Here is an 18,763-nt window from a genome sequence, read left to right on the forward strand (position 1 = left end):
GGTGCGTGACAGGTGTTTTACGAGGGAGTTCGGATCATGAAATGCGTCATTCTCGCTGGGGGACTCGGCACACGTTTGGCCGAAGAAACCATCCGTATCCCCAAACCCATGGTTGAGATCGGCGGCCGCCCGATCCTGTGGCACATCATGAAGATCTATGCCGCCCACGGCATCAACGACTTCGTGATCTGTTGCGGCTACAAGGGCTACATCATCAAAGAATACTTCGCGAATTATTACCTCCATGGTGCCGATGTGACCTTCGATCTGCGCCGGGGAACCACCGAGGTCATCAACAACCAGACGGAACCCTGGCGGGTCACGCTGATCGACACGGGTCAGGAAAGTATGACTGGCGGACGTCTTCGCCGTGTGATGCCCTATCTGATGGATGAAGAGGCCTTTTGCATGACCTACGGCGACGGCGTGGGCAATATCGACGTGACGCAACTCGTCGCCTTTCACAAGGCGCATGGGCGCATGGCCACCGTCACGGCGGTGCCGCCCGCGGCCCGTTTTGGCCGACTCGATATCGACGCGGGCAAGGTGCACGAGTTTTCCGAAAAACCTGCCGATGACGGCGGGGTCATTAATGGCGGCTATTTCGTCCTGTCGCCGAAGGTCGCGAAGTATCTGGTTGATGACGCGACGATCTGGGAACGCGCACCCCTCATGGGACTTGCGCGCGAGGGCGAACTGATGGCCTTCGAGCATCGCGGCTTTTGGCAACCGATGGATACGATCCGCGAGCGGCAGGAGCTTGACGCGCTCTGGGCGAGTGGTGAGGCGCCATGGAAGATCTGGTAGGCGGTAAAAAAGAAGTTCTGGTGAAATCTGGAGTTGGACGTGTGACGAGTTTCCCGAAATGCCGTAATTGCGGCGCTGAAATGCCGCTGACGCTGGTCGATCTCGGCCTTTCGGCGGTAGCAAATTCCTATGTACCGATTGATCGCGCCGATGCGCCCGAACCGCGCTATCCACTGCATGTGCGCGTCTGCGAAGCCTGCTGGCTGGTTCAGGTCGATGAGGACGTGCCACCGGAAAAGATCTTCACCAAGGACTACGCCTATTTTTCGTCTTTCTCGTCAAGCTGGCTTGCCCATGCCCGCGCCTATGCCGAGATGATGACCAACCGTCTCGGCCTCGGGTCCGACAGTCTGGTGATCGAAATTGCGTCGAACGACGGCTACCTTCTGAAGAATTTCGTAGCCGCTGGCATCCCGGTTCTGGGGATCGAGCCCTCGGGGTCGGTCGCGGCAGCCGCCGAAAAGATCGGCGTGCCGACACTGGTGGAATTTTTTGGCGCAGACCTCGCCAAGCGGCTTTTTGACGAGGGCAGGCGGCCCGACCTGATCTGTTCGGCCAATGTACTGGCCCATGTTCCCGATATCGACGACTTCGTCGCGGGTGTGGCCGCGCTTCTGACCGGAGACGCCGTCTACACGGTCGAATTCCCACACCTTCTGCGGCTCATCGAAGAGGTGCAGTTCGACACGATCTATCACGAACATTATTCCTACCTCTCGTTACTCGCGGTCGAGGGAATATTTACCAAACACGGTCTGCGCGTCTTCGATGTCGAGGAACTGCCGACCCATGGTGGCTCGCTCCGGGTCTTCGCCTGCCGAAATGAGGCGAGCCATGCCGAGGGGCAGGGGGTCGCTAAGGTCCGCACCGACGAGGCAACGGCACATCTGAACAGCGCCGAGGGGTATCAGGGCTTCTCCGAACGCTGCGAAGCCGTGCGCGACGGGCTGCGCAATTTCCTCGACCGGGCCCGCGCCGATGGCAAGCTGGTCGCGGCCTATGGGGCGGCCGCCAAGGGCAATACGCTCCTGAACTATTGCGGCATCGGTCCCGACCTTGTCTCCTATTGCGTCGATCGCAACCCGGCCAAGCAGGACACGCTTTTGCCCGGCAGTTCCATTCCGGTCTTCGACGTGCCGAAGCTCACCGAGCTGCCCCCCGATTTCGTGCTGATCCTGCCCTGGAACCTGAAATCCGAGATCATTGCCCAACTCAAGCAGATGGGCCTCAGCAATACGCGCTTTGTCACGGCAGTGCCCTCGATCAAGGTCACGGCATGAAACGAAAACGCGTTCTTCTGACCGGTGCGTCCGGTCTGATCGGACGCCAGACCTCCACTGCGCTTGCCGCACTCGGGTTCGATGTCATCCCCGTGTCGCGGCGCGGCCCGGGCCTGCGCGGTCATCTGCTGGCCGATCCCGAGGCTGTGGCATCCGCCGCCCATGCTGATCACATGGTGCACCTCGCCTGGCATGACGGGCCCGGCCGGATGAACGCTCCTGCCAATCTCGATTGGGTAGGCGCAAGCCTTCGGCTTCTCAGTGCTTTTGCTGCTGCCGGTGGTCGTCGCGTTGTGATGGTCGGCAGTTGCGCCGAATACGACTGGCAGGGGCCGGGACGGATGGATGAGGCGACACCCCTCCGCCCTGCCTCGATCTACGGCGCCGCCAAGGCGGCCACGGCGCTTGCCTCGATCGCTGGCGCACAGACTCTCGGCCTGTCGCTCGCCTGGGCGCGACCCTTCTTCTGCTACGGCCCGGGCGAACCCGAAGGGCGGCTGATTGGCGATCTTGTCCGGGGGCTGGCGGCGGGTCAGCCAATCGCCTGCACCGACGGACTTCAGCGCCGTGACTACCTGCATACCGACGATCTGGGCCGGGCATTGGCCGAGCTCATGGAAAGCCCGGTCGAAGGCCCGGTGAATGTCGGCTCGGGCGAGGCCATTGCGGTGCGCGACCTCATCGGTGCGTTTGCCCGCGCCGCGGGGCGCGAAGACCTGATCCGGCTCGGTGCGATTGACCGCAGGCCCGACGATCCCCCACTGATTGAGGCGGATGTGACGCGGCTGCGCGAAGAGGTGGGTTTTGCGCCCCGTTTCGATCTTGAAAGCGGCGTTCGTGCCGTGCTGAAGGCCGAGGGGATAAACCCATGATCCTCGCCCTGCGGGATCGCCCCGGTCTTTGGCGTTTCGTGAAATTTCTCATCGTAGGTGTTGTGAACACCGCATTCGGCTGGGTGATCTACGCCCTGTTGCTGCGGCTTGGCGGACTGCCCTGGCAGTTGTCGCTGGCGCTTGCCTATGTGATCGGAGTCCTGTGGAACTTCATCACCCATGCCCGCATCGTCTTCAAGACCAAGGGTCTCGGTCGCTTGCCGGCCTATATCCTCGCTTACGTCGCGGTTTTCTGGCTGAACAAATGGGTGCTGAGCCTTCTCATCGCGGCAGGATTGTCGGAACTTTGGTCACAGGCCCTGTTGTTGCCGCCGATGGCGATCGTGACCTTCTTCCTGATTTCCTACGTTCTGACCGACGAAGTTCCGCTGGTTACGGGACGTCGGGGCAGGGGTAATTAAGGCAGCCCTCTACCGGAAAAAGAGGGTGTAAAGCACGTTGCCAAGCCCCCAGGCGATCAGACCAACTGACATCCAGGCACCCAGCCCGTAGGGCCCCATCGCCCGCCAGGTCCGGCCAAATGCCGAACGCGCGGGCCCGGTCGGGCGTTTTGCTTCCATCGCGCTCAATCGCTTTGCGTTGATGACTATGCCGATGATGGCCAACACCGTCAGAGCAATGCCAAAACCGGTATACAGGACCTTGGTCGTCAAGCCGCCCCAGAGACCGAAGTGGATCGGGTCGGCGGCAGCCGCGATGCGCTGATGCAAGGACAAGTCTTCGGCGCGCTGAATTCCAACGACTTTGAGCGTTTCAGGATCGATATGCACCGAGTTCTGCCGTTCGGTCACAAGAATGGCGGTGGCCTGACCCATCACTACGATCGGGTCGAACTTCATCCGCGGAAGTCGGACCTCGGAAGCCTGCAGTCGCGGCAAAGCTTTGGTAGCCAGTTTGACTGACGCGTCGACCTGCGCGCCGTCAAACCCGTCTGGCAGCAGCACCTGGCGTTTTTCGGTCCGGAAGTTTGCCTCGGTCCGAACGCCCAGCCCCACCAGTTCGACAAAGTACCAAAGCGAGGTCAGCACCAGCGGCACAAAGAATACCAGTGACCAGACGCCGATGAGACGGTGCACATCGCTGTAAAAGGCCCGACTGCTGCCGGATCGCCGCGGCCAGCGGAAGAAGCCGGTCCAGAACCGGCGATAGCTAAAAATTCCGGCAATTACTGCCGCAGCCAATGGCAGTGAAAATACCGTGACCAACAGCCGTCCCTTGTCCCCGGGTACGAACAGCCGCTCATGCAATTGCAGCATCAAGTCGTGGAAACTGAACTGTCCGCCAGGGCCAATCGCGCTGCCCCGATACGGGTCCACCAGGATTGCCCGACCGTCTTTTCCTTCGGGATTCATCATGACCACAGTGTCGGCAATCCCGGCATTGTGTGACCGGATCATTCTCACGATGGACCATCCCGGGCTGCTTTCTGCCGCCGCGTCGTAGATCCGTCCCCAACTCAGCTTGCCGCCCGGGGCCGTTTCGACATGCCGGTTGGGATTGAAAGCCTGGTCAATCTCGGCCGAGAAAACCAGCAGAGTGCCGGACAGGAACATGAAAGCCAGAAACAGTGATACCGTCAGGCCGAAGAATGAATGCAGCCGGTGCCAGTTGATGCGGCTTCGCGGTTTGTCTGACACAGTCATCTTCCCCTGAAAAATGGTTGTATTCTATTTGTTTGAGTACCGCCCGCAATACGGTCAGCAGCCATCAGCGTTCCTTCGGCCGCAGCAGGACCTCGGGCCCGAAAGGTTCCGTCAGTTCGTCCAACTCGTAGTTCTCGCGCAGATAGGCGCCTGTGGTCCGGTCACGCGCCTCGTTCAGTAAACGTGCCTCTAGATCGGCCTGAGTGAAATGTACCGAAGTCAGCCAGCTTCCCAGCCGTGGAATCGGGGCAAGTTCGGCCACCTCGGGTTCGTCCTCTCCATCGAACACACGGCGGTAGTCAGACTTCGACATGACGACGAATGCATCTGTGTGACGCTTCAGAAACTCCGCCCCCGGGTCCGGCAGTTCGGAATACATCAGCGCGTCGAGCGGGAAGTAATCCGAACAGGCACCGATGCGCGGCGCGACGATCCAGGCAGTGCCATAATAGAGAACGGGCCGGTCCATCCGGGCGGGGTCCGCCAGATAGCGGCCGATGGCGGTCAGTTTTGCATCCGGTCGTGAGTGCTCTGCCTCGGCGCTGAGCCCCCGAAAATCACCGGGCCTGAACTCGGCCAGTTGGACACCTCTCAGCATATCCTCGGCTCCGCGTATGTAGGCACGCGCATAGCGTTTGCCGGAACTGTAGATCCCCGGCAGATAACTTAACCCGGCAATTGCAATCAGGATCACCGCCGCCTTTCGTGCCTGCAGGCTGACCGAAACCGTCCGTCTGCCAAGTGGCAGCAGAAACGCGAAGAACAATGGTGTAAAGGCTGCACCAAGGTGCCAGTGATCGGCGCGCGTAAGGCCGCTTTTCAGCGCGACCAGCGCAAAACCCAAAGCGCCGATAAGAAACAGATCGCCCATCGACGGGCCATGCCTGAGCCGGGTCAGCCCGCAACCGACAGCAAGACAGGCAAGCACGAGGAGCGAGAACAGGGCAAGCGAGTTCAGTGTCCAGTAATAGGAAAAACTCACATGACCCTGCGACATAACGCTGACGACGCGCTTCATGGTCTCCACATAGTACGGCCAATCCGAACCCAGCATGGCAAAGATGCCCGCCGCCCAGACCGCGAGCGCCCCAAGCGCAATGATCGGGCCGCTGACCAGGGCCCGGCGCCGGTCAGGGCCGAATAGCAGGGCCGCGTATATCAGTCCGATACCGAACAGCGCGGCGGCGGCATATTCATGCGAATAGGTGGCGTAAAGCCCGATGAGAACCGCAACGGCGAGGTTCATGCGCAGATCAAAGGGCCGCAACGCCGCCATGAGCAGCGCAAAGACCGCCACAAGCCGCCTGAGCGCGCTCCAGTTCACACCCAGAAGCGTGTCGAACAGAAAGGGCAGCAGCAGCAGGAAAACCAGATAACGCCGCCGCCGGTCGGCGATGGCCAGTTGCAGCACCGCCATCAAAAGCGTGAACTGAACCGCTTCCTGCACCGCAAGGAAGCTGAAGTAAGAGGTCACCGAAACACCGAAGGCCTGCCCCCACCACCAGAGCGAATAGATCATCGCCGGGCCATAGAGGAACTCGAAATCCCGGAACGGCACCTGCCCGCAGGCCATGCGGAAGAGAGCGGTGATAAACCCGTGATCTTCCGTCAGCGGGGCGTAGCGGGCCAGAAACAGCGGGAAATAGGCCAGAAAGAACAGTGCGAAAACCGCCAGCAATTCCCAGGCGACCAGCCGTCCGCAACCCGGTGACTCTTCCGGGACGGCGGATGCCGTCCTGCCCCAGAACGCGGCGGCCGTGATCACAGTCAGCGACCATATCAGTGCCACCGAATAGGCAAGGGGCGCGTTGTAGCCAAGCGCCAGCGCGGCACTGACAACTTCGGTCGTCGGGTTGGCTTGGATTAGCCTCGGCAGCAGGCCAAGAGACACAACATATCCGGCAAGACCCACCGCTACGGCGATCGTCAGTCGGCGCCCCGTCCACATCATGCCGGAGGTTCCCACACGTTCAGGTTTCTATGCCGACGCATGCTCATCCCTACCGGAAAGGGGCCGACGTCGCGACCCACACGCTGATGCCGATCGCGACAAGGCAGATCTGGCTTGCCCGGTCGCGAAAGGCAAAGACGATCGGATCGTCATGCATATTGCCGCGATGGGCCACCATGACCATGCGGGTGATCCAGAAGAAGAGGATCGGGCAGATCGCCAGAAGCGCCACACGGAACGGATAAAGTTCAGCCACGGCATGCGACTCGATGTAAAGCGCCATGACCAGAACGGCGACGTAACCGGCCGAAATTCCGATCTGTGAGATCAGTGGCAGGTCGTCCACCCGGTATCCCCGGCCTGCCGCCCCGCTCTTGCCTCTGCTCAGACCATCGACGAGTTCGGCCTGACGCTTGACGGCGGCCAGCGACGAGAAGAAGAAGCCCGAAAAAGCCAGAAGCCAAACCGACAGGCCGATCTCTGTCGCTGCGGCACCGGCCAGAATCCGTGTCGTATAAAGCCCTGCCAGCAACCATATATCGAGTATCGGCTGGCGTTTGATCACCAGTGAATAGGCCAGTGTCGCCGCGTAATAGCCCGCTGCGACCAGCGCCAGCATCAGGCTGGTCCAGATTGCCAGGCCAAATCCAGCAACCAGAAGCGTCGTGGCCATCCATCGCGCATGCGAAAGCGGCACAGCGCCCGAAGCGATGGGCCGGAACCGCTTCCGGGGATGGGCGCGATCGGATTCCAGATCCAGCAGATCGTTCAGAACATAGACGCTCGACGCGATCAGGCAGAAGGCGCAAAACGCGGCGAGGCTTTCGGAAAACGTCACCATGTCGAGCCGGTGTGCCGCCAGCATCGGCACGAAGATCAGGACGTTCTTGGCCCATTGATGGGGACGTATTTCATACAGATAGGGCAGAAGGCCGGAACGCGCGCCTGCCGCGGTTTCCTCTTCACTGACCAATACCCTGCTCCAAATCGCCCGCAACCTTAACAGTCAAACCGGCCATATACCGTGCCAACCCGCTCCAGTTTCATGGCGCGCGACGAATTTGGCAACCGGAAGATGGGCCGCAGCGTGTAGGCGGCCTTTTTCAAATGATTTCGGGGGCAGGGCGATACCGATGTCGAAACAATCCTGCGTGCTGTTAGTTGGTGTTGACCCTGGGATACCATCCGGCGGCTTTGATTGCCCAAGGTCAAGGATGCGGTAGAAAGCCCTTGAAGTTCAGCCTATTGTGGCGGGGATTTATTGGCGCAGCCGTTCAGGACCTATTGATATGGGCATCTCGACCCAGGAAAACTTGCAAGGCGCCCCCTGGGGCAAACGTCCGGCCAATCCGCTGATTTCGGTGATCGTGCCGTGTTACAATGAAGAAGAAGTCATCCTCTACACCCATGAGCGGCTGACGAATGTGTTGGGCGGCGCGGGTCTCAACTATGAGATCATCTATGTCGATGACGGCAGTTCCGACCTGACGGCACTCAAGCTGCGCGACATTCAGAGCGGCACCGACAATATCGGTGTCGTGCGGCTGTCGCGGAACTTCGGTCACCAGGTCGCCGTGACGGCCGGACTCGACTATGCCGAAGGGGATGCCGTCGTACTGATCGACGCCGACCTTCAGGACCCGCCAGAACTCATTCCCGATATGGTGAACAAATGGCGCGAAGGTTTTGACATTGTTTACGGAGTGAGAACGACCCGCGAAGGTGAAACTGCGTTCAAGCTCTGGACGGCGAAGGCGTTCTACCGCTTCATCAACCTCCTGTCCGAAGTGCCCCTGCCGCTGGATGCGGGCGATTTCCGACTGATCGACCGGCGTGCGGCCGATGCACTGCGGCTGATGCGCGAACGCCACCGGATGATCCGGGCCATGACCTCCTGGGTGGGTTTCAATCAGACAGCCCTTCCCTATGAGCGGGAAAAGCGTTTTGCGGGCGTGTCGAAATACCCGTTGCGGAAGATGATCCTTCTGGCCCTGGACGGGGTCGTATCCTTCTCGGTTGTTCCCCTTCGCATGGTGACGATGGTCGGCATGACACTGTTCTTCTTCTCGCTCATCGGCATCGTCTATGCGTTTGTTTCGCGGCTGATGACCGATATCTGGGTGCCGGGCTGGACGCTTCTCTTCATCTCTTCGCTGATGCTCGGCGGGTTGCAACTCGTCTTTCTCGGGATCATCGGTGAATATGTCGGGCGCATCTACGGCGAGGCCAAACAGCGGCCGCTCTTTCTCGTAATGGAGGTTCTGGGTCCAGACCGGTTCCGCCTCAGGGAACAGACCCTGCATGAAAAGGCGCATCAGTCGTGATGCTGCACAAACTGGTCTCATTCGTGCCGCCCGAGCTTCGGCAATTCGCGCTCTATGTGATCTGTGGCGGCAGCGGGGTGGCCCTCGACTTCGGGCTATACTCGGCGCTCGTCGCATCCGGCACTTGGCATCATGCAGCCAATATCGCGGGCTATGCGGCGGGAACGCTGCTGAGTTTTGTTCTGAATCGCGCGATCACGTTCGGGGTGATGGACGCGGCCTTGCGGCGGCTGGCGATCTTTTTCGGTGTGGCCGGACTCGGCTATCTTTCCTCCACGGGCGTTCTCCTCGTGCTGATCGACCTGATGCAGGTCAACCCGTTCCTGGCCAAGGCGGCCTCGATCATTGTGGTGATCGCGGTCCAGTACACGCTGAACGCCCGCGTCACCTTTCGTCGTAGCGAGTAACTGCAAGGAGCCCGCGCCCCATGAGCGAAACCAGGATCTACGATTGCGCCGTGATCGGCGGCGGTTTCACCGGACTCGCGGCCGCGGCCGATCTGGCTCAGGCCGGGCGGTCCGTGATCGTGCTGGAGAAAGAGGCGGAACTCGGCGGGCTTGCCGCAGGTTTCGATGTCGGCGGGTATGAGCTGGAGCGGTTCTACCACCACTGGTTCACCTCCGACCGCCACATCTCGGACCTCGCCGCACAGGTGGGCGTCGCCGACCAGATCGTCTTCCGGGCGTCGTCGACAGGGATGTACTACGCTGGCAAGAGCTTTCGCCTTTCTACGCCCTTCGACCTTCTGAAATTCGACGCGATCCCGCTTTTCGACCGCATCCGCACCGGCTTTGCAACACTCGCGGTGCGACGGGTCAAGGATTGGCAACGGCTGGAGGCGCTAACGGCCAAGGAATGGCTGATCCGGCTTTTCGGCAAAAAGGCCTACCGCGTGATCTGGGAACCTTTGCTGATCGGCAAGTTCGGCCGCTATGCAGAACAGATCTCGGCCGTCTGGTTCTGGAACAAGCTGACGCTGAGGGGCGGCAGCCGGGGCTCGGGCGGGGCCGAGGAACTGGCCTATTTCAAGGGCGGTTTCGCCCGGCTCGCGCGCGAGGTCGGGGCCTATGTCGAACGCCAGGGCGGCACGGTTTCGACTGGGGCAGGGGTGACAGGCATCGCGCCAGGTGACGACGCGGTCCACATCGACACGGAAACCGGCCCGATCACGGCGCGCAGCGTGCTCGTGACCACACCGCTTCCTCTGGCGGCCGACCTCATGGCAAACCATGTCGCGCCTTCCTATGCCGACAGCCTGAAGACGATCGAATATCTCGGCAATGTGTGCCTTGTATTGGAACTCGATCGCTCGCTGTCAGAGCTTTACTGGATCAATATCAACGATCCCGACTTTCCCTTCGTCGGCGTCATCGAACACACGAATTTCGAACCGACCGCCTCTTATGGCGGGCGTCATATCGTCTATCTTTCGAAATACCTGCCGACCGATGACCGGCTGTTCGGGATGAGCGCGGATGAGATGCTCGACTTCGCCACGCCGCATATCCAGCGCATGTTCCCTGACTTCAAAACCGACTGGGTCAAGCGCCACCACCTGTGGAAGGCCGATCACGCTCAACCGATCGTGGTGCGCCACTATTCCCGCCTGATCCCGGATTTCGAAACGCCCTTGGCCAATGTCTTCCTTGCCTCGATGGCGCAGGTTTATCCCGAGGACAGGGGCACGAACTATGCTGTCCGCGAGGGAAAGAAGGCAGCTGCCGCGATTGACCGTCGGCTGGTGGGGCAGAACGATGGAAAACCTGACGCTATGGGCAGTCCCAGTTTTCAACTGTGAAATAGGACGCCGGGTATCGCCAGGCCCCGGTTATCTCCTGTACGCGTTCCGCGTCATACCTGTTGATGTATTCCCAGACGATGTCGCGGTTTGAGTCGAATTCGAACGCGCGGCCGCCTTCGAATTCTGTAACCAGTGCGCCGCCGCCTTCGACGAGATCGATCTTACCGCGGATTACACTAAGAAACTCCTCGCCCGGGCGCTGTCCGAACGCTATCTCGGTCTCACGTGTCTTAGGGTCGATCTTCAGGATATTGCTGACCAGCGGCGCGTCAGGGAGCGGCCGAAAATCGACCGTAAGATTAAGACGAAAGGTATTATTGTTGAATACCCAGATCTTGCCATCTGGTCCGAATTGAGGATCGTGCTGACGTAGCCACGGGCCGGTCTGGTACCACTTGACCTTCCACGTGTCTGGATCGACCACAAAGATCAGGTTGTGCATACGTACCGACACCATCAGGTCGCCGGACTCAAAATTAGGAAACTTTCCGGCGATGGCTGCGGGTAGTTCGGCGATCTTGTTTACATGAGTTATCTCACCTTCCACGGGCCCTTTGTCCGTCATGGAACTACCCGTCGCGGTGACGACACCCAATAGGTTGTTCTCCAGAAATATCTCCGGCAACGGCTTTGAGTAAACGACCTCACCGTCATCTGTGAGTTTGGTGATAAGGTCGTACATGAAGTATTTCACTCGCGAAGTCTGGCGGGAAAGCGGCCAGTATTTGCCAAATTCTTCCGGGAGCACGTCACCACGAGTTGGCACAATGTAACCACTTCGTTCCGACTTGATGATTGAATGGTGCGTCTCCATCGGCCGCGTCCAGATTGGGTCGCCACACCGCGAAAGTTTCACCGTTCCACCATATTCGAAGTTGAAAACAACCGACCCGTCGGGCTCGATCAGCGCACCGTGCGTGTCGATGTTGTGGTCTGTCTGCGGCGGTTCGAGCATGTAGGACAGATCGGAGAAATAGCGAGAAAATGGCACACTCCATTTTACCGCTGGCGTGCCATCGCGACGCAGAAGCCGTAACCCATTTTCGCCGTCGAAAAAGCCGGAAAGCAGAACGAGGCTGTCGTCATCGGGGCGTCGGTTGATCGTGACCCCGCTGCCGGAATAGCGTGCGTCCTGAAGAAAATGAACCGGCTCGCCGTGTGGAACGACATTCTGCCATTCCGTCCGGATAAGCTCGGTCGTATCCTTGAAGCTCTTCACCCCCTTGTAGACGAAGTTCCGTTTGACACCGGAATACAACCCGGCCCCGAAAACCAGCCCGAGGATCAGCACGGTCGCTGAAAGTCTGAAGACCTTCCGCTCTAAGTCCTGCGGCATGCCGTCTCCCTGTAGCTCTTCACAATGGTCTCTCCAACTAACATCACGACCGGATACTCAGGCCATTTAACATTTATCCGCCGCAAGCCGCCGACGCGACGGCGGCCGCGACCATGTCGCCCGGGCCTCGGGGAATATAGCGGCTCCAGTCCAGCAGATAGTTGGTTCCATCCGAACCGCTGTTGACATATTGGGCGGCGAGTTCGCCATCGGGTCCGATGAATACCAGTCGCCCAAAGTTGGTCTCTTCAAGCATCACATATCCACCAGGAATGAACTCGGCGAGGCCCTCGGTCGCGGTGCGGACCTCTAGCCGCGACAGGATGTCAAGATAGGGCGAGGTGATCTGATCGGTCGCAAAGTCGTAGATCATCACCTGGTTCGCGACGTCATCCGGCGCTGTCATGACGTCGGGATGAAATCCGTTGTCGAAGATTGCTATTTTGCCATCGCCAAGGATATCGACATCGTGCTGCACGGCCCATGGACCGGTCTTCAGCCACAGGATCTTTTCGGTTGAGGGGCGGAACAGGAACACGGTCGACTTGTTGCGCAGGCTGACGAAGACGTCGCCTTTCTTCCAATAGGTGCCATCGCTCATGACCGGCTGGACATCGTTGGGGTGCAGCGGATCCTTGTGGTAGATCTCGTTCATTCCCATCAAGAGATAGCCATAGCCATTCTTCATCAGAATGTCGGTCAGATCATACTGCGCGACCGTCCTGCCGTCGGCCGTGGCATGCATGATCGTGTCGTTATGATAGTCCTCCCGACGGTCGGCGGGGCGCTCCAGTCCGGGCCCCCAGATGTATCCCGGGCTCCAGATGTCACCGTTCTCGTCCAACTCCGTCGCATGGTGGAACATGTTGGAATTGACCCAGACCGGCTTTCCGCAGGCATCAATCCGGGCGAGTGGAGAGCCGTGATCCTTGACCAGAATATCACCATTCTCGAAGGCAAAGGGGTGGATGGTCCGGAAAGTCCAGTTCGCGAAGTCGAGTAAGCAGTTCGGACACGTTTTCAAGCCGGCGAAGAGGCTTTCGGCATCAGGTTCCCAGCGGTGAAGGACCCTGAAATCCCGCAGATCGACCAGTTCGACAATCTGGCGTGATTTATCGCCATCCACGCGCGACAACAGAAGATAGCCGTCCAGCCCCGCGACGCGGGACGGATCGGGAATTTCCCAACCGCTGTGCCCGGCGAACCGTTTCCCCATCTGATCCGCGTGAAGCCGCAACTTCTGTCGTTTTAATTCCCGTATGGTTGATGGGATCTCAGCCACTCTCAACGCAACATCACCCGCAATGCCGAACTTGTTGTGGCCCTGCAGTTCATTACGGACGACGGCGCCAAAGACGACCGTCAGTGCCAGCATGAAAATGACGACAATCCCGACGAGCCACAATTCGACCTTTCGGAAAATGACGCGCTCGAGGAATGACGGCTGCTCGTCGTCTGTCTTCTCTGTAGTGTGGCGGTTCATGATTTAACGCGCCCTTGGTGCAACAAGGCCACCCTTTTCGATACCCGAAGTGTCATCGCGGGCTCTGCTCCGTTCATTTCTTACCTGCCGGACTTCTCAACGCATCGCCGACAGGCGCTCCGCCTCCTGACGTGAAAGCGGTCTTTGCCCCTTCAGCACGTCATTGAAGTCGATCTCCTCAAGTTTGCGCGTCGTGACCTTGCCGAGTTCCTCGACCAGTTTATCGGCATAAGCCGATCCGGCCCTGACGTAGATAAAATGGGTATATTCAGCATCGACGCCAAATGGATAGGGGAATTCCCCGATCGCGATCCAGTTGTTGCGCAATTCCCTCATTCGGTAATGCACCGATGCCTGCTGTTCGGCATCCGTCATTTCGCGCATGTAAGGACCGTAATCCTCGAACGTCTCAGGGTTCAGCAGGATCTTCCGCGCATAGACGGTGTCCATCAGCGGGTCGTCTGCCGCGGTGACGGCCCCGGGACTGGCGGGCGGGTAGGGGCCAAGATACACGTCTGGATTCGATCCCCATATGTATTTTTCGCGCTCCAGCGGTGTCATCGGCGTGCGTCCAGACAATGTGTTGTCGCAAAGTCCGACCGGGTCTATGAACGACACCTTGCTGTCGAAGGGGATGAAACCTGCCGCGTCATAAACCAGCGTGATATCAGGTCCTGCACCGGTCCTGATCAGGGCGGCCGAGAGCGGTTCGTAATGCATCACCTGAACATATGAGAACCATTTCGTGTGATGTTGCCGACCGATCTGAAGCGGCACGGCAATGGCCACCAGCACGAGTGCTGCCAAGCCCCCGTATGCAGCGCGAAGGCCGCCAAGACGTTGCAACACTGCCGCGAGCCGCTCGAATGCCCGCCCGCGGGTCAGAAGCCAACCGGAACCGATCCAGAAAAACGCCGCAACCGGATATTCGAACCGGCTGGAGTAATTCACCAGATGCGTCGTCGTGAGATTGTAAAGGAGAAAACAGGCAACTGGCAGGACGAGCAGTCCGACACGAGCCACCGACCGGGTTTCCGCATCGGGACGCAACACCCGCCAGTCAACGAAGACCAGCAGAACGGCGAGGACCGAGCCCTGGATCGCCGTTTCCTTCAGGAAACGGACCACCGGCACAAGACCCGCCAGATCCGAAAGATCGGTCCCCTTGATGTAGAATGAATTCGGCAGAATGTAGCCGTAGTAGCTGTATTTCCAGACCAGATAGGCGGCGCCTGCGATGACCAGCAGCGCATAGGCTATAAGAATCTGACGCAGGAAATGTGGATTTCGGCCCGAACGCCAGTCGCCAAAGGCGGACAGAACCAAAACGACGCCCTGCCCGATGAGATAGGGAGCGGTATCGGGGCGGCACCAAAGGCAGAGGAAACCGATCAGGACCAATAAAAGCGCTCGGGACCAGCCCGGCCGGGCCAGCAGGTTCAACGCGGTCAGGAAACTTACCGCCAGCAGCGCGATCGCGACGATCGTGTCCATTCCGGCATTCACATGCAGCGAAAAGTGGACCCCGCTCAGAAACAGGACCAGGGGCAACGCCATGCCCAGGGCAAACCGCCCCGTCAGACGCAGCGCGGTGCGCCACAGCGTGACAAGAAGAACAACGACCGAGACAGTGCTGATCATGTAGGCAATGGTAGCAACAGGCAGCCCGAACCGGAATCCGGTGGCGACCAGAAGAGTTTGCAGGAACGATGTCGATCCCTCGGTCGGCGGCCCGCCCTCATTCCAGACGATCCCCAGCCCACGGCTCAGATGTTCGGCGAAACGGTAGGTGATATAGGCGTCGTCGGGAAAATATCCGCCGTACTTCATGGACCTGTAGATCAGAACCAGCAGAGCCAGGACGATCAGCGACCAGGCGAACCATGCTTTTCCGACCAGCGGCGGATCTGTTGAATCTGCGGACTTATCCGCTCCCCCAAAGGGCAAAATACCTTTCATAGAAATCCACTTTCCTGACAACCGCGTTCGTACTGGCTACACGCGCCAGTTAGAGCATAACACGGCTCTCAATGCATCTGGCGCATGATTGGCGCGCGATAGTCGTCCAGTATCGGTTCCTGCGCATAGACAATTGCCTGATTAATGCCTCTTCCGTCCTTCAGCCGCGATGGAAATTCGCGAAGCGGGGTAGTGTCAATCCTGTCCGCCTGCATCCTCTTGCGCCGTTGGACGGGTGAAACTGTTTATCTTTCGGTCCGGGAAAGCCTCCGCCAAAGCCGCTCGATCCAGTTCACCGCTATCGTGCAGGAAGAGCGGACGGTCCGGCCTGAGCCATGGATCGTTGAGGTAAAGGGCCGCCCCCTCATCCCCGCCTCCGCCAAAGATCACGACATCATTCCCAAACGCACCCGAAACGGCGACATCGCGGATATCCGCGCGAAATCCGTTGTACTCGTAGTATTTCGCGACGCCCCGCCACGGCGTGAACACCAGAAGACCAAAGGCGCACAGAAGCCACAGCATGGCCTCGAACCTCAATCCGCCTTGGCCCGTGCTCTCGGGCAACCGGTCTCGGATCGCGACATAGCCGCGTGCCGACAGGTAGAACATGGGGAAAATCGCGAGGAACCAGTAGCGCGGTCCGATATAGTAGATTTCAGCGAACCAGTAGAGCGCCATGGTGAGAACGACCGTCACGAGCAAGACGATCATGGCCAGGTCAAACCGGCTGCGCCCCCGGTGCCAGAGGAAATACCCGACGAGCAGGGCGACCGAACCGATGGGCCAACCCATGAATTCCAGTTGCAGGCTGGCGAAGAGATTGATCGTGTTCAGCACCGCTTCGGCCGGACTATGACCGCGCCAGAGGTCGAGTGCACCCCATTGGTTTTCCGGCCCGATATCCGGCCCGAAACCGAACGCATTGGCGCCGGGCGCCCAGAAACGGTCGATATAGGCCGAAAGCGGCAGTGTGAAAGGCGACCCGGCAAGGTGCCAGTTGAAGACCAGCAGGAGCCCGCCCGCCAGAATGCAGCCCAACGCATAGGGCAGGGCGCGGCGCAGCGACCCCGCCGGCCCGAACAGCACCCAAAGTCCTGTCAGTCCACCGAGGATTACCCCGTCCAGCGGACGGGTGCAGAAGATCCAGCCCATCGCCAGTCCGGCGACGCCCAACCGAATGCTGTCGCGCCTGGTCAGGTCCCTGGACTTGAGGATCAGCCACCAGGCCAGCAGCGTCAGCGCAAGCGTCAGGACATGTGGCATCATCGTCGCCGCCGCCGCCATCAGCCAGGGCGAGAACGCCATCATCATCGCGACGATGTCGGCCTCGTCCCGCCCGGCCATCCGCGCCGTGATGGTATAGGCCAGCAGGACCGCTGATCCCGCGAGCAGCGGATTGAGCAACCACGGCACACCGGCCACAATCGCCGCTGCCAGAGCGGCGGGCCAGCCCGGCAATGTGGCCGAGAACCAGCGCCCGTCCTTCACCTCCAGTAGGTAGTAGTCCAACCCCGCCTGCGCGGCCTCGGGCGGCGCAGGCACGCTCAGTGCGCCGCCTGCGAGGGTGCGCGCCTGAAACACATAGGCTACCTCATCCTCCACATGCGGGATGGCCTCGAAGGCAAAGATCCCCAAGGCAAGGCTCGCCGCGACCGCGAGCATTGCATGGGCGAAGGGTGAGACGCGGTGCAGACCGCTCACCGGACTGGGCACCCGGGCCATGGCCAGAAGAACCGTCATATGCAGGAGGATCAGCAAGGCACCGACGACGACATGCGCGAGATAGGCACCCATCGCGCCCCGGCCGACATAGAAGGTCACCGGCACGGTGAACGCAAAGCTGAGTGCCAGCAGCACGGCAATCCGGCCCGCACCGAAGCGGCGCATCGCATCGGACAGCAAGGCGCCAGGCGCCATCCTTCGCAGGATGGCAACGGCGACGGCCACTTCCAGCGCCATCAGTGCGATCATGATCCCGTCACTCAGCCCCTGCGGCCTGAGCCGTAGTGTCGGAAACCACAAAGGCTCAGTCATATAAAGCTGGGCCCCGGCGCCGGTGATGAAAACAAACGCAAGCGCCGCAAATTCCGCCGCCCCGCGCCGCATCGAAAAGCCAAACGCAAGCAGCGCGACGGCCAGAACCGACAAGGCCCAGCGGTCGAGCGGGACCAGTCCGACGACCGGCAGCAGCGCTGCGGCCAGAACGAGCGGCGCTGCCAGCGCCGCGATACTGCCCCAGGCTCGCATCCTGTCCGGTCCGGTCGGGCTCATGCCTTGTGCGCCGCCAGCGAAGCCACCGAACCTTTGCCCCCAACGGCCTTTATCGGCGTTTCGTCCTCGATATTGATCAGTTCCTTTTCAATCACCATCGGCCCGCCGCGAACCTGATTGTGGATCGAGGTGATGTATTCACCGAGCATCCCGATAAACAGAAGCTGGATCCCCGACAGGAAAAACAACGCCACGATGATCGTCGTCGTGCCGCGCGGCGCATCGCCGATCCCCATGAACCAGGCAAAGACCGAAAATATCGAAAACAGGATCGAAAAGATCGCGATGCCGAACCCCGCGAAGGTGCAGGCCCGCATCGGCGCGCGGGTGAAGGCAAAGATCGCGTTCAGCGCCTGATCGATCATGATCATAAGGTTGTGCTTCGACACCCCGCGTTTCCGCGCCTTCCACGTATAAGGGATGATCACCCGCTTGAACCCGACCGAGGCGATGATGCCGCGGATATAGGGGTAGTGGTCATTGTGGCTCAGTACCGCCTTCAGCACCTTGCGGTCGATCAGCTGGAACTCACCGACATCCGGTGAAAGTTCAAAATCCGACAGCGCATTGACGATACGGTAAAAGGCCTTGCGCGCGGTGCGCAGGAAAAAGCCCTCTTCCCGGGTCGAGCGCGCGCCCGCCACGACGTCATAGCCGCTTTCCCACAGCTTCACGAATTCCGGGATATGTTCCGGCGGGTCCTGCAGATCGACCGGCAGGATGCAGACGGTCGCATCGCCGGTACAGTGCCGCAGCCCGTTGAACGATGACCGGAAGACCCCGAAATTGCGGGCGTTCACCACGACCTTGACACAAGGATCCTTGGCCGCAATGTCGCGCAGGATGTCGACTGTCCGGTCGGACGAACAGTTGTCGACGAAGATATGTTCGCGTTCGTATCCGGGCAGTTCGCGGTCGAAGATCGCCTTGACCGTCTCGTAGCAGGTCTCGACATTGTCTTCCTCGTTGAAACACGGGGACATGATGGAGATCTTTTTCATCACTCAACTAC

At 59.9% G+C, this 18,763-nt stretch carries 15 protein-coding genes; 7 read left to right on the forward strand and 8 right to left on the reverse strand.

What is annotated here, in order from left to right; all coding sequences use genetic code 11:
* Window positions 1-36 precede the first annotated feature (36 nt).
* From rfbF to QKW60_RS12460, 4 genes are read left to right on the forward strand one after another with little or no spacing between them, the layout of a single operon-like run.
* Complete coding sequence (rfbF, locus tag QKW60_RS12445; protein WP_282369141.1) at window positions 37-807, forward strand: glucose-1-phosphate cytidylyltransferase; 771 nt, start codon at window positions 37-39, stop codon at window positions 805-807.
* Window positions 792-2,087, forward strand: coding sequence for a class I SAM-dependent methyltransferase (locus QKW60_RS12450; protein WP_282369142.1), 1,296 nt, complete (start codon window positions 792-794; stop codon window positions 2,085-2,087). The genes rfbF and QKW60_RS12450 overlap by 16 nt, the downstream gene beginning before the upstream one ends.
* Window positions 2,084-2,959 carry an NAD-dependent epimerase/dehydratase family protein gene (locus tag QKW60_RS12455; protein ID WP_282369143.1) on the forward strand — a complete coding sequence of 292 codons (876 nt, stop codon included), beginning with the start codon at window positions 2,084-2,086 and terminating at the stop codon, window positions 2,957-2,959. The genes QKW60_RS12450 and QKW60_RS12455 overlap by 4 nt, the downstream gene beginning before the upstream one ends.
* A complete protein-coding gene (locus QKW60_RS12460) occupies window positions 2,956-3,381 on the forward strand; it encodes a GtrA family protein (RefSeq protein ID WP_282369144.1) in 426 nt (141 codons plus the stop codon). The genes QKW60_RS12455 and QKW60_RS12460 overlap by 4 nt, the downstream gene beginning before the upstream one ends.
* A 9-nt stretch (window positions 3,382-3,390) precedes the next feature.
* Here the strand turns inward: QKW60_RS12460 and QKW60_RS12465 are convergent, their stop codons facing one another.
* The 3 genes from QKW60_RS12465 to QKW60_RS12475 form a co-directional block, all read right to left on the reverse strand.
* Window positions 3,391-4,623, reverse strand: coding sequence for a PepSY-associated TM helix domain-containing protein (locus tag QKW60_RS12465; protein WP_282369145.1), 1,233 nt, complete (start codon window positions 4,621-4,623; stop codon window positions 3,391-3,393).
* A 64-nt stretch (window positions 4,624-4,687) separates the two neighbouring features.
* A complete protein-coding gene (locus tag QKW60_RS12470) occupies window positions 4,688-6,574 on the reverse strand; it encodes a hypothetical protein (protein WP_282369147.1) in 1,887 nt (628 codons plus the stop codon).
* A gap of 49 nt (window positions 6,575-6,623) precedes the next feature.
* Window positions 6,624-7,547, reverse strand: a complete 924-nt coding sequence (locus tag QKW60_RS12475; RefSeq protein WP_282369148.1) for a UbiA family prenyltransferase — start codon at window positions 7,545-7,547, stop codon at window positions 6,624-6,626.
* A gap of 316 nt (window positions 7,548-7,863) precedes the next feature.
* On the opposite strand from QKW60_RS12475, the gene QKW60_RS12480 reads away from it, so the two are divergent.
* From QKW60_RS12480 to QKW60_RS12490, 3 genes are read left to right on the forward strand one after another with little or no spacing between them, the layout of a single operon-like run.
* The gene (locus tag QKW60_RS12480) at window positions 7,864-8,898 is read left to right on the forward strand and encodes a glycosyltransferase family 2 protein (RefSeq protein WP_282369149.1); all 1,035 of its coding nucleotides are present in this window, start codon (window positions 7,864-7,866) and stop codon (window positions 8,896-8,898) included.
* Window positions 8,898-9,305, forward strand: a complete 408-nt coding sequence (locus QKW60_RS12485) for a GtrA family protein (protein WP_282369150.1) — start codon at window positions 8,898-8,900, stop codon at window positions 9,303-9,305. Before QKW60_RS12480 ends, QKW60_RS12485 begins: the two co-directional genes overlap by 1 nt.
* Before the next feature lie 20 nt (window positions 9,306-9,325).
* Entirely contained in the window at window positions 9,326-10,696 is a 1,371-nt protein-coding gene (locus QKW60_RS12490; RefSeq protein ID WP_282369151.1) for an NAD(P)/FAD-dependent oxidoreductase, read from the forward strand.
* Here the strand turns inward: QKW60_RS12490 and QKW60_RS12495 are convergent.
* The 5 genes from QKW60_RS12495 to QKW60_RS12515 form a co-directional block, all read right to left on the reverse strand.
* A complete protein-coding gene (locus tag QKW60_RS12495; protein ID WP_282369153.1) occupies window positions 10,668-12,035 on the reverse strand; it encodes an arylsulfotransferase family protein in 1,368 nt (455 codons plus the stop codon). The two genes, QKW60_RS12490 and QKW60_RS12495, sit on opposite strands and share 29 nt — an antisense overlap.
* A gap of 73 nt (window positions 12,036-12,108) precedes the next feature.
* Window positions 12,109-13,518, reverse strand: a complete 1,410-nt coding sequence (locus QKW60_RS12500; RefSeq protein WP_282369155.1) for an arylsulfotransferase family protein — start codon at window positions 13,516-13,518, stop codon at window positions 12,109-12,111.
* A gap of 96 nt (window positions 13,519-13,614) precedes the next feature.
* Window positions 13,615-15,477, reverse strand: coding sequence for a hypothetical protein (locus tag QKW60_RS12505; RefSeq protein ID WP_282369156.1), 1,863 nt, complete (start codon window positions 15,475-15,477; stop codon window positions 13,615-13,617).
* Window positions 15,478-15,672: 195 nt separating this feature from the next.
* Window positions 15,673-17,751 (reverse strand): hypothetical protein, encoded by a 2,079-nt coding sequence (locus QKW60_RS12510; RefSeq protein ID WP_282369157.1) that lies wholly within the window; start codon window positions 17,749-17,751, stop codon window positions 15,673-15,675.
* Window positions 17,748-18,752: a glycosyltransferase family 2 protein gene (locus QKW60_RS12515; RefSeq protein WP_282369158.1), complete on the reverse strand. Its 1,005-nt coding sequence runs from the start codon at window positions 18,750-18,752 to the stop codon at window positions 17,748-17,750. The genes QKW60_RS12510 and QKW60_RS12515 overlap by 4 nt, the downstream gene beginning before the upstream one ends.
* Window positions 18,753-18,763 lie beyond the last annotated feature (11 nt).

Origin of the sequence: Albidovulum aestuarii (assembly GCF_029961185.1) — a bacterium.
In the GTDB taxonomy this organism is placed as follows: Bacteria; Pseudomonadota; Alphaproteobacteria; order Rhodobacterales; family Rhodobacteraceae; genus Albidovulum; species Albidovulum aestuarii.